This window comes from Vibrio sp. 10N.261.52.A1, assembly GCF_002876325.1.
Lineage (GTDB): Bacteria > Pseudomonadota > Gammaproteobacteria > Enterobacterales > Vibrionaceae > Vibrio > Vibrio chagasii.
Genome location: NZ_MCYD01000844.1, coordinates 1 through 18,417 on the forward strand (window position 1 = coordinate 1; position 18,417 = coordinate 18,417).

An 18,417-nucleotide genomic window follows, 5' to 3' on the forward strand; every position below is an offset into this window, starting at 1 on the left:
GAAGATCTTAAATCTTCAGCGCCATTTTTATTTTCGAAGTGCTGTTACTATTTAATAAGCTCTAGGCGATGCCTAAAAACGCATTCACGACCGTGAAATAGATCCACATCCCCGAGATGTCTACTATTGAGGCCAATACTGGGCTCACTAGCACTGCAGGGTCCAACTTGAACAAACGAGCCACGATAGGCAACCCGCCGCCAAGAACCGTCGATATTGTCACCTGAATAAACAGAGCAACAGCGATTGCAAAGGCAATCATATTAATGTCATAGCCACCAGTGGATTGGTTCTCACTGAACAGCAAGATACGTCCAATCATTACCGCGGCAATCGCCAGTGCTAAACAAATAGCCACTCTAAACTCTTTCCATAGAACATTGGCCCACTGACGTTTTTTCAATTCACCAGTGGCTAAGGCTCTAATCACCAAAGTAGCGGCTTGTGTTCCCGTGTTACCTCCCGCTGCAGCGATAACTGGCATATAGATAGCCAGCAGTACCAACTGGCTTAGGATATCTTCATACTGAGCAATGATAAGCCCAGAAACGATGCCCAGCAGTGCCAGCGCAATAATCCAACCGATACGCTGTCTAACATGGCTTAATACACCTGTAGAAAGGTAACCCTGTTGAGGCTCAACCTCTGAATAGATTAGCCCTAGTTGGTGAGCTAGATGTCGCGAACGCTTTTCAAAGCCTTGCTCCTCTAACTCACTAAGTAGAGCTTGAATCGTACTTAGAGAGCATTGCCCTAATACAAGTACTGCATCTTCAAGCGGCATACAGTTCAAAAGCCTGACCTGCTGTTCACGCCCATATTGCTGAAATGCATTCGATACAGCTTGGATGTCTTGCTCTGAGTACAGAGCTTCAATAGATAAAAAAGTGTTGTTCATTACCGTCATGGCGAATCTCCCGATTGGCAAAGGTAACGACCATCAAAACAAGTAGCCTACAGTGAGTACTTCACAAACATAAAGCGGTGTACACCAAGAGCGTATAACTCGATACATAAAGCATATAACTGAGCGCACCAAGAGCTTAAAGCACTGATGTGTCTACTTGTTAGAATCTAGAGTGTGGAAAAGAATGAAGGGAAAACAAAGATACCCTACCTGAACGGCAGGACAATAGATCAATACCGAGACAGGTTATTCTTCTCCATTCAAACTAGGAGGATGGTCGGTATTGTTCATAAAAATCTCCAAAATTACTGTCAGTTCGACAGCGCGCATAGTGTAGCAATCCTGTAAAAAATTCTTCGTCAACTTTCTGTCAATAAAAAAGGCATCCGTAGATGCCTTTTATTCAATCATTGATGTACGTTATTACTTGATAGTAATACGAGCAAACTTACGCTTACCTACTTGGTAAACAGCTGTACCAGCTTCTGGTACCAGTTTGTTGTCTTCAACTTTCTCGCCTTCGATCTTAGCAGCACCCTGCTTGATCATACGCATCGCATCAGAAGTCGAGTTTACTAGGCCCGCTTCTTTTAGAACGTTAGCAATTGGTAGGCCCGCTTCGAATTCGAACTCAGGCATATCATCTGGCACTTGGTTTTTAGCAAAGCGGTTAACGAACTCTTGCTCTGCAGCATCAGCATCCGCTTCACTGTGGAAACGAGCAATGATCTCTTTAGCCAAAAGTACTTTCACGTCACGTGGGTTTTTACCCGCTTCAACACCAGCTTTCAGCTCTGCCACTTCTTCAAGTGGACGGAAAGAAAGTAGCTCGTAGTAGCTCCACATTAGATCGTCAGAGATAGACATGATCTTACCAAACATTTCGCTTGGTGCTTCGCTAATACCGATGTAGTTGTGTGCAGACTTAGACATCTTCTTAACGCCGTCTAGACCAACAAGTAGCGGCATCATCAGTACCGCTTGTGGTTTTTGACCTGCTGCTTTTTGCAGTTCACGGCCCATTAGCAGGTTAAACTTCTGGTCAGTACCGCCAAGCTCAACATCGCTCTCTAGTGCAACAGAGTCGTGACCTTGTAGAAGTGGGTACATGAATTCGTGGATAGCGATTGGTTGACCACCAGCGTAACGCTTTTTAAAGTCATCACGCTCAAGCATACGAGCAACAGTTTGGTTAGAAGCAAGACGAATCATACCTTCTGCGCCAAGGTCAGATAGCCACTCAGAGTTGAAACGAATTTGTGTTTTCGCAGGATCTAGAATTTTGAATACTTGCTCTTTGTAAGTTTCAGCATTCTTCAATACGTCTTCACGGCTTAGTGGTGGACGCGTTGAGTTTTTACCTGATGGGTCACCAACCATTGCAGTGAAATCACCAATCAGGAATGTCACTTCATGACCAAGCTCTTGGAAAGCACGAAGCTTGTTAAAGATAACCGTATGGCCTAGGTGAATATCTGGAGCCGTTGGATCGGCACCCAGTTTAATGCGTAAAGGACGACCTTCTTTTAATTTAGCAATCAGCTCGTCTTCTGGAATTAGTTCTTCTACGCCACGTTTGATCTCGGCTAGTGCAGCTTCAATACTCGCCATTCTTGTTCACTCCCACAGATTTGGCAAAAATATAATAGTTAGACATCTTACTTGAATAGCGATGTATTTTGAAACCAGTTACACTATTCCGTCGCCGATTTTCATAATATTTATAGAACGAACCGGAACATGTTGTCTATTTTTGCACGCCTTCCTATATTGCACCGGGCTTTTATCGCATTTTTTAGTGCCATAATTTTCATAGCGCTCTTCTTACTTCCCGACGTCAATAGCTTACGTGACGATACGGGCGCGCTTGTTGTAGGAAAACACTACCCTTTGAGCATCGATGCTTCTGCGCTAGTAAGCTCGAATGACGCGCCACCAACGGCTGTACTTAACTGGGAAAAATACACGGTTCGCTCTGGCGAAAGCACTTCTGTTTTATTTGAACGTATTGGTCTCTCATACCGCTTACTGCTAAACCTTCTCAATACCAATAAAGACATTAAAAAGCAGCTATCGAACCTAAGACCAGGTGATGTGCTGCAGTTCGGATTCGACGAGAACAACGACCTTATTCAGCTCAAACGACAACTAAGCGCGTTTGAAAGCTTCAAAATCACCAAATCTGGCGATTCATTCACTTCAAGTTTTGATAAAAAAGAAGTGGCTTACCAATACAACTATGCCGAAGCCAATATTACCTCTAACTTCTGGAATGCAGGCGTCAGTGCAGGCTTAACCGCCAACCAAATCATGGAGCTTGCGGGTATCTTTGGTTGGGATATCGACTTTGCATTGGATATTCGTAAGAACGACAGCTTTAAAATCTTATATCAAGAGAAGGTGGTTGAAGGTGAAGTGATTGGCCGTGGCAAGATCATGGCAGCCATTTTTACCAACCAAGGCGATTCATTTACTGCGGTATTAGACGATAAAAGCGGTAACTACTACGACGAAAACGGCCGAGCGATGAAGAAAGCCTTCCTGCGCTCGCCTATTGATTTTCGTCGTGTAACATCAAACTTCAACCCTCGCCGAAAACACCCAGTAACAGGTAAGGTTCGTGCTCACCGAGGCACCGACTATGCAGCCCCAGTTGGCACACCTATCTGGGCCGCCGGTGATGGTATCGTACAGAAGTCTGGTTACAACCAGTTCAACGGTAACTACGTGTTCATCCGACACAGCAACACTTACATCACTAAGTACCTGCACATGAAGAAACGCATGGTGAAAACAGGGCAACGTGTTAAGCAAGGTCAAACTATTGGTACTCTGGGCGGCACAGGCCGTGTAACAGGCCCACACTTGCACTACGAGTTCTTAGTTAATGGCGTTCACAAGAATGCGCGTACCGTGAAGTTACCTCAATCTAAGTCTCTAACGGGTAAGGCAAAAGCAACCTTTATTGCAAACTCAGAGATTCGATTGAAGAACCTTGAGCGATACGGTCAGTTACTAGCGACCAACTAGAAAGTTCAAGACCTGTAGCTTCACAGCAAAATAGAAAAACAAAAAGAGCGCCCATCAAGGCGCTCTTTTTTATGCTCTTCAAGCCACGATTCTACTGTTTTTCGGGGTTGTTGTTTCGCCCTAGCATCAACATGCAAGGAGTCAGCACCAAGGTCAGCACCGTGGCAAACGCCAAACCACCAGCTATAGCGGTCGCAAGCTGTGACCACCATTGAGTACTCGGTGCGCCGAATTCTATCTTTTGATTAATCAGATCGATGTTCATCTCTAACACCATCGGCATTAAACCTAAGATAGTCGTAACCGTCGTGAGCATGACAGGCCTTAAACGCTGAACACCCGTTCTTAGAATCGCATCTCGCTTATCTAAGCCTCTTTTGATGAGCTGGTTATAAGTATCAATCAGCACGATATTGTTGTTCACCACTATGCCGGCGAGCGCTATTACCCCAATCCCCGACATCACAATGCCAAACGGGCGTTGGAAGATCAGTAGACCAACGAATACGCCAACCGTAGAGAACAAGACTGCACTTAGAATTAAGAAGGCTTGATAGAAGCTGTTGAACTGAGTGATCAGAATCAAAGCCATGACCGCTAGTGCCACTAAGAATGCAGTTTGCAAAAAGGCTGACGAGTTCTCTTGCTCTTCATTTTGACCGCGAATACGAAAGTCTACGCTATCTGGAAGCCCTAGTTCACTTAACGCCTGCTCGATCTTTGGTAGCTCGAGAGCAAGGTTATACCCTTCTTCCATATCTGCCATGATGTTAACGACTCGCTTACCATCAAGGCGTTTAATGGTGTCTTGCTTGTGGTCTGGAACGATCTGAGCAAAATTAGTTATTGGTACCAAGCCAGCTGGCGTTTTGACTCTTAGCTGATCGAAGCGTCCAATATCACGCTTATCATTAGGGTAGCGAACTAAGATATCGACTTCTTCTGATGAGTCATCAGGCAGGTAATCCCCAATCTTGAGACCGTTGGTAACGAATTGAACGGTATTCCCCACCACGGTAGCATCAGCGGCAAAACGCGCGGCATCATCACGGCGGATATCCACTTTCCAATCGATACCATCTTTACTTGCTGTATCGCTGATATTGGTCAGTGTTTGATTACCATCCGCCCAGCTTCTTACGATTTTTGCTGCCAGATTAAGCTGCTCCGGTGTTTTAGCTGAGAGCTCGATCACCAAGTCATTTTCAACCGGCGGGCCAGCGTCTGGGAACTTATATTCGATCTCAACGCCAGCGTACTGGTCAGTTTGTTCCTTTAACTCTTCAATGATCGCTTTCACGCTGCGGCGATATTGCCAGTCGATCGGCGTAATCGAAATCAAACCAATCTGGTCGTCACCTCCCGTTCTCGTATAAACGGTATCGAACTCTTCATGATTGAGCATCATCAGCTCAATATCACGCATGATGTCATCTTTTTCTTGAATAGAGAGATCACCATGAGAGCGCACTTTAACGTTAAAGAATGGCGGATCGACCTCTGGGAAAAACTCGGCACCTAAGCCTGCTTTTGAGTAAGTAAAACCGACTGCAACCGCAAGCAATATCGCGCTAAAGAGAATTTTAAACGGATGCTTAATCGCTAAAGAAAGTGTGTGGTAATACGCCTTAGTTAAGCCTGTCGCTTGAGAAAAATCGCCGTTATGCAGAGCGACCATTCGAGCTTGATTCTGAGGCGAAACGTACTGAGGTTTACCAATCAAGCCACCTAAAACGGGCACAAATAACAGCGCCATAATCAATGAAGCCGTTAAAGTCGCGATCAGAGTTAGCGGTAAGAACTTCATAAATTCGCCCGTCACGTCAGGCCAGAACAACAGCGGAGCAAAGGCAGCTAAAGTCGTTGCCGTCGAGGCGGTGATTGGCCACGCCATCCGCTTGGCTGCATCTCGATAGGCATCTTTACGCCCTTCTCCCTCTTGCATCCGTCTATCTGCGAATTCAGTCACCACAATCGCGCCGTCCACCAGCATTCCGACCGCCATAATCAGCGAAAACAGCACTACGATGTTAACGGTCAAACCGAATACCGAGAGGACGAGTAACCCCGTGAGGAATGAGCCAGGAATTGAGATGCCGACTAACAAAGCAGTACGCACGCCAAGAATCGCGATGATTACGATCACCACCAGAATGATGGCGGATAAGATGTTGTTTTGAAGATCATTGAGCATGATCTTCACATCTTTCGATTCATCCCAAGTGTATTTAACCAACAGATTGTTTGGCCACTCAGCTTGCTGCTGAGCCCCAGCCATTACCGCTTTCACCAGGTCTACGGTTTCAATGATGTTCTCACCCGCTCGCTTCTTGATATCCAAGACCACGGCAGACTTACCATCTAAGCGAGCGAAGCTTTCTGGGTCTCGAAACGCTCGGCGTACTGTGGCTACATCACCAAAAGTAACGACCTGTTTACCATCCACTTTGATCGGTAACTCAAGCACATCTTTTAAAGAGTTAAACACCGAAGGCACTTTGACTGAGAAACGGCCATAACCCGTATCGACAAAACCGGCGGCAACCACTCGATTATTCAATGCAATCAGGTTATAGATATCCGCTTGGTCTAGGCTGTAACTTTCCATAAGCAGAGGATCTACGATGATTTCAACGATGTCTTCTCTATCACCTGCAATATCGACCTCTAGTATTTGGCGATAGCTTTCTAATTTATCTCCTAGCTCTCGGGCAATTTGTACAATGGTGCGTTCAGGAACGGTGCCGAATAACACGACAGATAGCACTGGGTCCTCAGAAGCGAGGGTTACTTCATTAACGGTCGGCTCATCACTGTCTTCTGGAAGTTTTGGCTTAGCGAGATCAACGGCGTCACGTACATCTGCCATCGCTTTGGTAAGATCAACCCCAACATTAAATTCCAACACCACAGAAGCATGCCCTTCTGCGGCGGTTGAATTCATCTCTTTTACGCCTTCGATGGATCTAAGCTCTTGCTCGATAGGTCGTACCAACAAGCGCTCAGCATCGGTTGGCGATATCCCTTGATGCCCAACTGAAACGTAAATAATCGGGATAGTAATATCTGGGCTCGATTCTTTGGGGATCGTGATATAGGTAATGACACCTGCGACCAAGATGAGTGCCAACAGAGACAGCATGGTGCGAGCACGAGACAAGGCTGCATCAATAATTGAATACATCGATTACCTCCTACTCAGCCACTGAACTTGAGAGATCAGCACCTTGCTCAACTGCAATCACCGAATCACCATCACGTACAAAGCCTTGTCCGACGGTAATAATATCGACCTGTTGACCTAAGCCCGTGAGCCAAACTCCATCTTGCTCAGCCTTCACTAGCTGTATGCCGACAAACTTAACGCTTGGCGCATCATCAACTGACACCAGAGTTTTAACCCCAAGGTTACCCGCCTCATCCAAAGCCAACATCGCAGGTGTCACCTTGATAGCATCTCTTGTTTCTAAATTGAGTTTTACTTCAGCACTGACACCAGCGGGCAGTAAGCCATCAGAGTTATCGATTTCAATTTCGATTGGGAAGGTATTAGTAGAAGCTGAAGAGATTCGAGACACATAACGTAATCGCCCTTCTACTTCCTCTCTGCCAAGTAGACGAACCAATGCATCTTGATTGGCTAACAGGTGCTGAATATGACGCTCACTGACATCCGCTTTAATCACCAGAGGGTCAAGGTCAATCACACCAGCAACGGGGTCGCCAACGCCAACGAAATCACCAAGCTCGACCATCAAGTCTTGAACCACACCCGAGAAAGGTGAGGTAATAACAGTATTCTTTAATGCCAACTCCGCATTACGCATCATGGCTTTCGCTTCAGTTAAAGATGCCTCAGCGGTAGTGTAAGCAATTTCCCCTTGTAGCCCTCTTTTCTTCAGTGACTGCGCCGCTTTAAATTCTTTCTGTTTGAGGCGATACAGAGCCGATGCCCGCTCTAACTGTATTTCCAAGTCGCCTTTATCGATCTGAGCAATGGCTTGTCCTGCTTTTACAGTATCACCCTTAGCAACGTTGAGCCTGACGACCTTGCCTGCTACCTCTGCGCCTAATCGCGCATGTCGATCTGGCGCTGTTCGACCGTATAAATCAATGGTCTTAAAGGTGGGTGATGAGGTAAATGTTTGGTAAGAAACCTTTGCCAATGGAATCTCAGTCGCTTTTTTCTCAGGCGACTCTTCAGCTTGCCCCACTCCTAAGCCAAGCCAGAGAGAAAGCAGTATGACTAAAGTCAGAGAGACCAACCACGGCTGCTTAAGTTTCTGAAAAAGTGGCGAGTTAGAAAATAGAGTGGGCATAGCAAATCCTTTTCTGGCGCATTAGGTGCATTAATTGACGCAACAGCGTCACAAGAGATGTACTGATACAAATAAGTAATATTAACAGGACAGGAGAAATAAAGTTGAGGACGTTATCGACAGTTTAAAAAAATATGCCGTGTACTAAAGGAAGTAAAAATGAAGGGGATAAAAAACAAAAACGCCGAACATAAGTCCGGCGTTTATGATGTTTCGAATATAGCTTTCAGAGAAAGCTTTTTCTTTATTGCTATACGCTAAATGATGCGCCACAACCACATGTTGTTGTGGCATTAGGGTTGTTTACGAAGAAACGTGCACCCTCTAGGCCTTCTGTGTAGTCAACCACGCCACCCATTAGGTATTGTAGGCTCATTGGATCGACAACCAGCGTTACACCACTGTTTACGATAGTAGTGTCGCCATCATTTACTTTTTCATCGAATGTGAAGCCGTATTGGAAACCACTACAACCACCACCTGTAATGTATACACGCAGTTTTAGTTCTGGGTTTTCTTCTTCAGCAATCAGCGTTTGTACGCGGGTAGCTGCTGCATCAGAAAAAGACAATGGGATATTTGCTTCGCTCACGACAACCTCTCTTACCTGTGTCAAAAACAACATGATACAAATCTAATTCGAGACCATAGTTGTTGAGTGTTTTCTTATATTCTGCTGATTATCCAATACCTGACTGAAACGTTCAAGTATTCACCACCTGATCGCCGTTTTTCCTGCTAAAAACTCATCAAATAAAAACAAAATGAATGTGCAACCACACAAAACAATCAGATTCGGGCGATTATATCAGCGAAACCATTCCTAGTTGGATTATGGATAGGTACAATGCCTGCCAATTGGTCCGACAGTCAAAAGAGGATATATCAATGACCAAATCAGCAGAGCTGTACGAAAAAGCACAGCAAACTATTCCTGGTGGCGTAAACTCTCCAGTTCGTGCATTCAATGGCGTAGGTGGTTCTCCAATCTTCGTTGAACGCGCTGATGGCCCACTTATTTTTGATGCTGATGGTAAAGCATATATCGATTACGTTGGCTCTTGGGGTCCAATGATCCTTGGTCACAACCACGCGGTTATCCGTGATGCAGTAATTGAAGCGGCTCAACGTGGTCTTAGCTTCGGTGCTCCAACCGAAACTGAAATCAAAATGGCTGAGCTTGTGTCTGAGATGGTTCCTTCAATGGAGCAGCTACGTATGGTTAGCTCAGGTACTGAAGCAACCATGAGTGCGATTCGCCTTGCTCGTGGCTTTACTGGTCGTGACAAAATTCTTAAGTTTGAAGGCTGCTACCATGGCCACGCAGACAGCCTACTTGTAAAAGCAGGTTCTGGCGCTTTGACTCTAGGTCAGCCAAGCTCTCCAGGCGTACCAGCAGACTTCGCTAAGCACACACTAACGGCGACATTCAACAACCTAGACTCTGTACGTGAGCTGTTTGAAGCAAACAAAGGTGAGATCGCTTGTATCATCGTTGAACCTGTAGCGGGCAACATGAACTGTATCCCACCAGTAGAAGGCTTCCACGAAGGTCTACGTGAGATCTGTGACCAAGAAGGCGCGCTACTGATCTTTGATGAAGTGATGACAGGTTTCCGTGTGGCTGAAGGCTGTGCGCAGGCTTACTACAACATCAAGCCAGACCTAACGTGTCTTGGTAAAGTTATCGGTGGCGGTATGCCAGTCGGTGCTTTTGGTGGTCGTAAAGACGTGATGCAATACATCGCACCTACGGGCCCAGTTTACCAAGCGGGTACTCTTTCTGGTAACCCAGTAGCAATGGCTGCAGGCTATGCATGTCTGAACCTTCTACGTGAAGAAGGCAACGAGAAGCGTCTAGCATCAAAAACTAAGCAGCTAGCGAATGGCTTCAAGCAACTTGCTGACAAGCACGGCATCCCAATGCTAGTACACCAAGTTGGTGGCATGTTTGGCTTCTTCTTCACTGAGCAAGAAACAGTAACCTGCTACGAAGATGTAACTAAGTGTGATGTAGAACGCTTCAAGCGCTTCTTCCACCTAATGCTAGATCACGGTGTGTACCTTGCGCCTTCAGCATTCGAAGCGAGCTTCACATCGCTTGCTCACGGTTCAAAAGAGATTGATGCGACACTAGAAGCCGCTGACCGCTCTCTTGCGATTATTGCTGCAGAAAGCAAATAATCATACGTGCTGATAAGCCGCTAACTGATTGAATTTAGGGCTGCATTAACGCAGCCCTTTTAAATGAATAGCACTCAGCTTTTTTAAGGGAAATCTCCCTTTCAAATACGTCATACTATGTCGGCAAAGCGCTTAGCGCTCCCAGAACAAGAAAACCAACAGCATCAGCGTACCAAGGAACATTCTGAACCAAGGGAGCTCTTTTTTCGTTTGCTGCTCTTCATCTTGGCATTTCTTATCTTTATTACAGCATCCCATAATCAAAACTCCTCATTGCTAACTCTCTGTTTTGCAGCCATTATAAACTCAGAACGCAAATATAGAGACCATTACCGTGTCAGAAAAAATTAAAATCAATTCCAGTCACTGGGTAATCATCATTGCGCTGCTCGTTGCAGCTTATGCTTGTTACTTACTTATAGAACCATACGTTAATTCAATCGTGATGGCCTTCATCATTTCACTGTTGATGTTTCCTATCCATGAGTGGCTTGAAAAGAAGATCCCAAATAAAGCAAACCTAGTCTCATTGCTTTCGTGTGTGATTCTAACTTTTATTATCGTTATCCCTCTATTGGCGGTGTTTGCAGCGATCGTGCAACAAGGCTCTCTATTTTCTCAAAACACCTATCAATGGGTAACCCATGGCGGTATTCAAACCCTGTTTGAGCACCCTATCGTGGTTAAAGCGCTATCTTTTATTAATAACTACCTGCCTTTCGATAACATTGAACCGAAAGCTATCGCACAGAAAGTTGGTGAGTTCGCGACAAGCTTTGGCTCTAAGCTTGTCGGCATTAGTGCGAAGATCCTTGGTGATGCGACCAACTTCTTGATGGACTTCTTCTTGATGCTGTTCGTTCTGTTCTTCCTACTTAGAGACCATGACAAAATCATCAGTGTGGTTCGCCACATTCTTCCTCTGTCTCGCAGCCAAGAAGACAAACTTCTCGCTGAGATTGAGCAAGTATCGAAGTCAGCAGTGATGGGATCATTCCTAACTGCAATCGCACAAGGTATAGCTGGTGGTTTCGGTATGTGGATTGCTGGCTTCCCAGGACTGTTCTGGGGCACCATGATGGGCTTTGCCTCTTTCATCCCGGTGGTCGGTACTGCGCTAATCTGGATCCCAGCGGCGGCTTACTTGTTCTTAACCGGTGACACGACTTGGGCTATCTTCCTAACGGTTTACTGCGTGGCAATTGTTGGTTCGATAGATAACCTACTACGACCGCTGTTAATGCAAGGCAGTGCGGGTATGAACACCCTGATGATTTTCTTCTCGCTACTGGGTGGTATCCAACTATTCGGACTGATTGGTCTTATCTACGGCCCGCTGATTTTTGCGATTACCATTGTTCTATTTAACATCTACGATGAAGAGTTTAAGGACTTTTTAAATCAGCAAGACAAGAGTTAAACCGCTCTTCAATCACTTACTTGCCGAACGAGTATTAAACACTTCAAGCTTTGGGCGGATTATGCGAAAATCCGCCCTCATTTTTTGCTAACGATTCAATAGAGTGTCCTATGTCAGCTTATATAGCCCCAAGCCAGATTGCTGAGCGCCAACTTGCCTACTTTGAAGGTAAACATGTTTTAGTTGCCGGTGAGGCTGAAGACTTATTCCCTGTTGAGTTAGCAAAATACTGTGAATCAGTCTCTGTATTTACTTCAAACTACAGCTACTACCGTCAGCTTGAAGGCTACAGCACGATCCAACGTTTTTACGGCGCTGAGTTTACCGAAGAGACCAAAACTGACTTAGTGATGTTGTACTGGCCAAAAGCAAAAGCTGAAGCTGAATTTTTGCTGGCAATGCTGTTTGCTAAACTAGGCAAGGACACTGAGATTGTTGTGGTTGGTGAGAACCGCTCTGGCGTGAAAAGCATTGAGAAGATGTTTGCCGCTTACGGTAAGGTCGTAAAATACGATTCAGCGCGTCGTTGCTCTTTCTACTGGGGTCAATGCTTTGAGCAGCCAGCCGCTTTTAACCTACAAGACTGGTTTAAAACCTACACGGTGAACATTGGTGAGCAGTCACTTACCGTAAAAAGCCTGCCAGGTGTATTTAGCCATGGTGAATTTGATGTCGGTAGCCAGCTTCTGCTAGATACATTACCAACGTTGAAGGGCAAAGTGTTGGACTTCGGTTGCGGTGCCGGTGTACTCGGTGCGGTGATGGCCTCTCGCAACCCTGATATTGAACTTGAGATGTGCGACATCAGTGCGTTTGCAGTAGCGTCTAGCCAAGCAACTTTGGAAGCGAACGGCTTAACGGGCAAAGTTTTCGCTTCTGATGTCTATTCAGATACAGCGCAAGACTATCAATTCATTATCAGCAACCCACCATTCCACTCGGGCTTGGATACGAGCTACAGTGCAACAGAAACCCTTCTGGCGCAGGCTCCACAGTATTTAAACCGTTCTGGTGAGCTGATCATTGTTGCCAACAGCTTCTTAAAATACATCCCAATTATTGAGCAAGCATTTGGAAAATGCGCGACTCTAAATAAGACCACCAAATTCGCGATCTACCACGCAAACAAGTAGCCTCTTTAGCACAGCGCAGGGTCATTATCTGCGCTATCTGTTCATATTTTTGTCAAAAGTCTATAAAAGTGAGCTTTTGCACACGCTTTAAATACCACTTACTTGTCAAAGTAAAAAAACTCGTTAATTTCGTTAAATTGGAAACCATTAATTCTATTCTCTGTACTTGTTTTCGCCCCTTTTAGCAGTACATCAAAGGAAAGTAGTACCCAATTTATGTTTAGATTTTATCGTAAGCAGAAGTTTAAGCGCCTTCAAAACACCCTAATGCTGGCATTTCTTGTCCTTAGTATTACTCCAGTGACACTTATCGCGATATTTTTCCTTCAATCGCACAGTCAGGATCTTCAGGAACAAAGCACTTCGCACCTTGTTTCTGTTCGTGATACTAAGCAACAACAGATTGTCGACTACCTACAGGCTCAAGAATCCCAAGTCATGGGCTTTGTTCGTTCAGAACTAGCCAATGCCAGTGGCGGACGCTTCTATGGCTTAATCAATGCCTTCCAACGCCTAGGCTTGGATATTGACGAAGCTCGCAGCAATGCTCAGCAACGTTATATCCAAGGTTCTGGTGATCAGATCAAAACATCCATTCTTCCAGAATCGAGCAGCTATATTGGTAGTGAACGTTATCGCCTACTGCATAAGCGCTATCATAACGCCTATCTAGAGTTGCTTAAGCGCTCCGATTTTGACGATATTTTATTGGTTGATATCAACGGAAACGTTGCTTACTCCGTCTTTAAAAATGACGATTACGGCACTAACTTGCTGACTGGTAAGTACAAGGACTCAAACCTAGGTATTACCTTCAAGCGCCTGGCCAAAGACGTCACAGACCGACGCAAGTCAAATGAAGATTACACGCCAGTTATTGTCTCTGACTTTAAGGACGAGAACGGTAAACAGACGGCATGGTTAGGTGCACCTATTGTGCAGCAGGGTTACTTACACAGTTACGCGATGTTTAGGCTGCCAATCAACGGCATCACTAAGCTGATTGCCGATCTAAACAAGAGCTCAAACATTCAAACTTTGCTCGTTGGTAGTGACCACTTACCTCGTAGCCTCGCTCATTCGCAAGAATCTATAAATCTAAGCCTAGATGTAGTGGACAAAGCACTAGCAGGCGAAACCGCTGTTGGCACATTCGATAACACCCAGAATCAAGCCATCATTGCGGCCTATACACCTATTGCGCTTAAGTACGCCACTTGGGCTTTGGTCGTTGAGCTTCCAGAAAAAGAAGCCTTCGCACGTATTCACCAGCTAGAAAAGATCTTCGTTATCGTCATGCTCACCGCCATCATTCTGGTGGTGGTTGCATCGCACTATTTATCAAACTTCATCACCTCCCCGCTGCTTAAACTGACATGGGCAGCCGAGAAAGTCTCTGCCGGTGACCTTGATGAAACCATGATCAATACAGAGCGCAAAGACGAAATCGGTCGCTTGGCTGTCAGCTTTGAGCGAATGCAACGTTCAATTCGTGACAAGATGCAGCTGATCAAAAATCAAAATGATGAACTTGAGGACAACCTTAAGACCATTCAGAAACAAAATGATGAGTTGCAGCTCGCCAACAAACTCAAAGATGAATTCTTAGCAACCACCTCACACGAATTGAGAACACCACTGCATGGTATGGTTGGTATTGCTGAAGCATTGATATCGGGTGCGAATGGCCCTATTCCGGCGAACCAGAAATACCAGTTGGATATCATCATCAACAGTGGTCAGCGACTAGCAACCTTGGTTGATGATCTGCTTGATTATCACAAGATGCGTTACGGTAGCTTGGACATTAAGAAATCTGCTGTTGATCTATCTGCAGCCACCAGCTTGGTGCTCGAGCTATCTCACCACCTGTTGGGCAATAAACCGATTCGTATTATTAACCAAGTACCAAGCGATTTAGGGCTAGTGTCATCCGATCCTCAGCGCCTTGAGCAGGTGATGTATAACTTGGTCGGCAATGCCATCAAGTACACATCAGAAGGTAAAATCGTTATCTCTGCGAGCGTAATCGACGACAACATTCGTGTGCAAGTGGTCGATACTGGTCAAGGCATACCAGCAGAGTATCTTGAACATATCTTCGAACCCCTGATTCAAGCAGGCCAAGACGCCAGTAACTATCGCCAAGGTGCAGGCCTTGGCTTATCGATCAGTCGCCAGTTAATTGAATTAATGGGTGGTTCGCTATACGTAAGTAGCCAGCCAATGCTAGGTACTACGTTCAGTTTTACTCTGCCTCTGGCGACAGAAGAAGAACTTAAAAACTACAACGAATCAGGTAGCTACTCACACTTCAAAGCGCCTGACTTGATTGATAACACACAGCAAGAAAACAGCGTCATCAATGAGAACCCTGATGGTCCACTGCTGGTTATCGCGGATGATGAACCCGTTAACCTTCGTGTACTAGACAGCTTCTTGAAACTAGAAGGCTATCGAGTACGTACAGCCTGCGATGGCCCTGAAACCATCGAGTTGATTGAAAAAGAGAAGCCAGAACTATTGCTCCTCGATATCATGATGCCGGGCATGAGCGGCTATCAAGTGTGTGAAACACTGCGTAAGCAATATGACCATGCGCAACTACCGATCATAATGCTGACCGCGCTCAACCAAGCAGAAGACCGTGTACGCGGCTTCGAAGCTGGCGCTAATGACTATTTGTCTAAGCCATTCAACAAACAAGAGCTATCAGCTCGAATCACAGCACATCTATCAGCAAGTAAAGCTGAGCAGAGACGTCTTGAGAACGACCAACTACAACTAGAGCTCAAGCACAGAGCGATGGTTGAAGCTAACTTGCTAGAAACTCAAGGACGTTTACTCGAGCAGCTAGAATCTGCACCAGAGGCCATCATCTGCATTCGTGATGACCAACGTATTCGCTTTGCCAACGAAGCGGCAGCGAAACTCTTTAGGCGCGGACAAGAGCAACTTAAGCGCTCAATGGCCGACGAAATCATCGCGCCTAAATACCTGAAAGTGGAACAAGCACACTACTGTGGCGATATCGACATCTATATAGATGACACTCGTCAGCGCATACCGAGTGACATCCTCAAGTTACCTGAAGGCTCAGGGCTAGACACCATGTACATATTCAATGTTGGCGGTGGCGTTAACTCAAACCGTATCAATAACCTTGAGACGGCTGTTGAAGCGCTTTCTAGCTATGCCTTTGAAGGTGATAAGGACAAGCTTCAGCAGCTGAAAGAACTAGGCGGAGAGTTTACACGCTTAGCAGATAAAGCCACAGGAGAAGGTAAAAACAAGCAAGAGTTAATGCGTGAAGTCTTAGTCGACGCGATGAGCAACGCCATCCTATACTGGGAATCGGTTACCGGAGAAACCAAGTTTGCGTTCGCAGAGAAGAGTGGCTTATGGCGCGTTTATCTAGACAGAAGCACACTACAAACGCGAACGTTAGACAAATACCTACGTGTAGAAACGCTGCCTAAAACACCTCGCTGGCGAACAGTACTAAGCTCTATCGAGTTCATTCTCGAACACTGTAAAGAACAGACACCAGAGAGAACGCACATTGAGATGCTCAGAGACAAACTACAGAAGTTACTGACCATTTAACCCTGAACTAACATCACTCTATTAGCCCACCTTGCGTGGGCTTTTTTGTACATATAATAGTCGTAAAAAGCACAATTAGAGCCGTTCACTCCCACTTCTTTTACAGCTTTAAACAAGAGAAATATCACGCTATTTCGACGTAATGAGTATCGGCATCAGCTACCGATTTTCGCTCTATTCTCCACCGATTCTAACCGTAACCTGACTATTTGTTGCAGTTTGAGAAGCGAGTCACAACAGAACGGCAGATTTAATTTTCTCGGAAAATTTAACGTGAAATTAGTAAGTGACCAAGATCTACAATTAGATTAAATTAGAAAAAACTACCATATTTAAAAACACAAGATGTAAGTAACCACTCACATACAATATTCAACACCTAACTAGTTGCGAGTCACATCACCTTAACAATTACGGACAAAAAACCACCAGAGCGCCCTATTTTGACGTTAATGACGTGAGGTTATCTGTTTTTAACGTTTTTGACGGGAAACGAGTTTGATTAATTCATCGATAAGGTGTTTTCTTACTCCTGCCAAAGGCCTACAGGCCACTCTTACCACTTCTCAGAGACAGCGATGAATCTGGATCAACGAAGAAGAGGTAGGCCTTTAACCAGAGTGTGTATCTACTCACCAATTAGCGATAGATAACATTCAATCCATTAGTGAAATGAAAGCAAATAGTAAGGAACAGCTATGCTTGCCAATATAAAAAAAACAGCCCTAGCAACAGCAATTATTGCAACTGCTACAACAGGTTTTGCATCAGTAGCAACAGCTGCAGAACGCAGCGAACTGACTATTCACCCTAAGGAGTTCACTACCTTTGTACGTAACTTTAACCCGTATTTAGGCGCAACTCATTTACATACAACTTGGGATTTCCTCTACGAACCATTAGTTGTATTTAACGAAATGCACGGTAACACTCCAGTGTTCCGTCTCGCTGAAAACTTCAAAATGTCAGATGATCTGACGAGTGTTGTTTTCGACATTCGTAAGGCTGTCAAGTGGTCTGATGGAGAAACTTTTTCTGCTGATGATGTTGTTTTTTCTTTCAACCTTGTAAAAGAGAGACCAGAACTTGACCAATCTGGTATCAACTCTTGGGTAACTTCCGTAGAAAAACTTAACGACTATCAAGTTAAGTTCACACTAGCAGAAGCCAACTCGAATGCGCCTTACGAGATTGCTAAAGTACCTGTAGTACCAAAGCACATCTGGAAAGACGTTAAAGATCCATCAACGTTTACCAATGAAAATCCGGTAGGTTCTGGTCCATTTACAGAAATTGATACATTTACTGCGCAACTATATATCCAGTGTGCAAACCCGAACTACTGGGATGCAGACAACCTAGACGTTGACTGTCTACGTGTTCCACAAATTGCTAACAACGACCAATTCCTAGGTAAAATCGTAAACAGTGAAATGGACTGGACGTCTTCTTTCGTTCCAGATATCGACCGTACATACGCGGCAGCCAGCCCTAAACATCACTACTGGTACCCGCCAGCAGGTACACAAGCTTTCGTTGTAAACTTCAAGCATCCAGATGCTGCAAAGCATGAAGCGTTAAGCAACGTTGAATTTCGTCGTGCCTTCTCCATGGCGCTTGACCGTCAAACTATCATCGACATCGCATTCTACGGTGGCGGTACAGTGAACGACTTCGCATCCGGCCTTGGCTACGCATTCGAAGCTTGGTCTGATGAAAAGACTCACAACAAGTACAAAGGCTTTAATACTTACAACGCTGAAGGCGCGAAGAAGCTTCTTGCTGACGCAGGCTTCAAAGATGTAAACAACGATGGTT

Annotated in this window: 12 protein-coding genes; 6 read left to right on the plus strand and 6 right to left on the minus strand. The window is 45.2% G+C overall.

All coding sequences use genetic code 11. From position 1 onward, the window contains the following. Positions 1 to 61 precede the first annotated feature (61 nt). Positions 62 to 907 carry a magnesium transporter gene (locus BCT81_RS17935; protein ID WP_061032502.1) on the minus strand — a complete coding sequence of 282 codons (846 nt, stop codon included), beginning with the start codon at positions 905 to 907 and terminating at the stop codon, positions 62 to 64. 423 nt (positions 908 to 1,330) lie between these two features. Continuing rightward, on the minus strand, positions 1,331 to 2,518 hold the full coding sequence (gene tyrS, locus BCT81_RS17940) for a tyrosine--tRNA ligase (RefSeq protein ID WP_004738241.1): 1,188 nt from the start codon (positions 2,516 to 2,518) through the stop codon (positions 1,331 to 1,333). A 129-nt stretch (positions 2,519 to 2,647) separates the two neighbouring features. On the opposite strand from tyrS, the gene BCT81_RS17945 reads away from it, so the two are divergent. Beyond that, on the plus strand, positions 2,648 to 3,937 hold the full coding sequence (locus BCT81_RS17945) for a peptidoglycan DD-metalloendopeptidase family protein (protein ID WP_102425336.1): 1,290 nt from the start codon (positions 2,648 to 2,650) through the stop codon (positions 3,935 to 3,937). 91 nt (positions 3,938 to 4,028) lie between these two features. Here the strand turns inward: BCT81_RS17945 and BCT81_RS17950 are convergent, their stop codons facing one another. The 3 genes from BCT81_RS17950 to erpA all read right to left on the minus strand — a co-directional run bounded on the left by BCT81_RS17950 (position 4,029) and on the right by erpA (position 8,848). Continuing rightward, positions 4,029 to 7,121, minus strand: a complete 3,093-nt coding sequence (locus tag BCT81_RS17950; RefSeq protein ID WP_102425337.1) for an efflux RND transporter permease subunit — start codon at positions 7,119 to 7,121, stop codon at positions 4,029 to 4,031. A gap of 10 nt (positions 7,122 to 7,131) precedes the next feature. Continuing rightward, positions 7,132 to 8,256, minus strand: a complete 1,125-nt coding sequence (locus BCT81_RS17955; protein WP_102425338.1) for an efflux RND transporter periplasmic adaptor subunit — start codon at positions 8,254 to 8,256, stop codon at positions 7,132 to 7,134. A 250-nt stretch (positions 8,257 to 8,506) separates the two neighbouring features. Beyond that, entirely contained in the window at positions 8,507 to 8,848 is a 342-nt protein-coding gene (erpA, locus tag BCT81_RS17960; RefSeq protein ID WP_004738231.1) for an iron-sulfur cluster insertion protein ErpA, read from the minus strand. Between the two features lie 296 nt (positions 8,849 to 9,144). Between erpA and hemL the strand changes: the two genes are divergently transcribed. Then, positions 9,145 to 10,440, plus strand: coding sequence for a glutamate-1-semialdehyde 2,1-aminomutase (hemL, locus tag BCT81_RS17965; RefSeq protein WP_102425339.1), 1,296 nt, complete (start codon positions 9,145 to 9,147; stop codon positions 10,438 to 10,440). Between the two features lie 132 nt (positions 10,441 to 10,572). Here the strand turns inward: hemL and BCT81_RS29930 are convergent, their stop codons facing one another. Further along, the gene (locus BCT81_RS29930; RefSeq protein ID WP_019824360.1) at positions 10,573 to 10,698 is read right to left on the minus strand and encodes a hypothetical protein; all 126 of its coding nucleotides are present in this window, start codon (positions 10,696 to 10,698) and stop codon (positions 10,573 to 10,575) included. 76 nt (positions 10,699 to 10,774) lie between these two features. Here BCT81_RS29930 and BCT81_RS17970 point away from each other — a divergent pair, with 76 nt between their 5' ends. From BCT81_RS17970 to BCT81_RS17985, 4 genes are all read left to right on the plus strand, one after another. Continuing rightward, positions 10,775 to 11,860 carry an AI-2E family transporter gene (locus BCT81_RS17970; RefSeq protein WP_102425340.1) on the plus strand — a complete coding sequence of 362 codons (1,086 nt, stop codon included), beginning with the start codon at positions 10,775 to 10,777 and terminating at the stop codon, positions 11,858 to 11,860. Positions 11,861 to 11,970: 110 nt separating this feature from the next. Beyond that, the gene (gene rsmC / locus BCT81_RS17975; protein ID WP_102425341.1) at positions 11,971 to 12,993 is read left to right on the plus strand and encodes a 16S rRNA (guanine(1207)-N(2))-methyltransferase RsmC; all 1,023 of its coding nucleotides are present in this window, start codon (positions 11,971 to 11,973) and stop codon (positions 12,991 to 12,993) included. A 216-nt stretch (positions 12,994 to 13,209) separates the two neighbouring features. Next, a complete protein-coding gene (locus BCT81_RS17980; RefSeq protein WP_102425342.1) occupies positions 13,210 to 16,599 on the plus strand; it encodes a response regulator in 3,390 nt (1,129 codons plus the stop codon). Positions 16,600 to 17,297: 698 nt separating this feature from the next. After that, a partial coding sequence (locus tag BCT81_RS17985; RefSeq protein ID WP_102425343.1) for an ABC transporter substrate-binding protein occupies positions 17,298 to 18,417 on the plus strand: 1,120 nt, incomplete at its 3' end.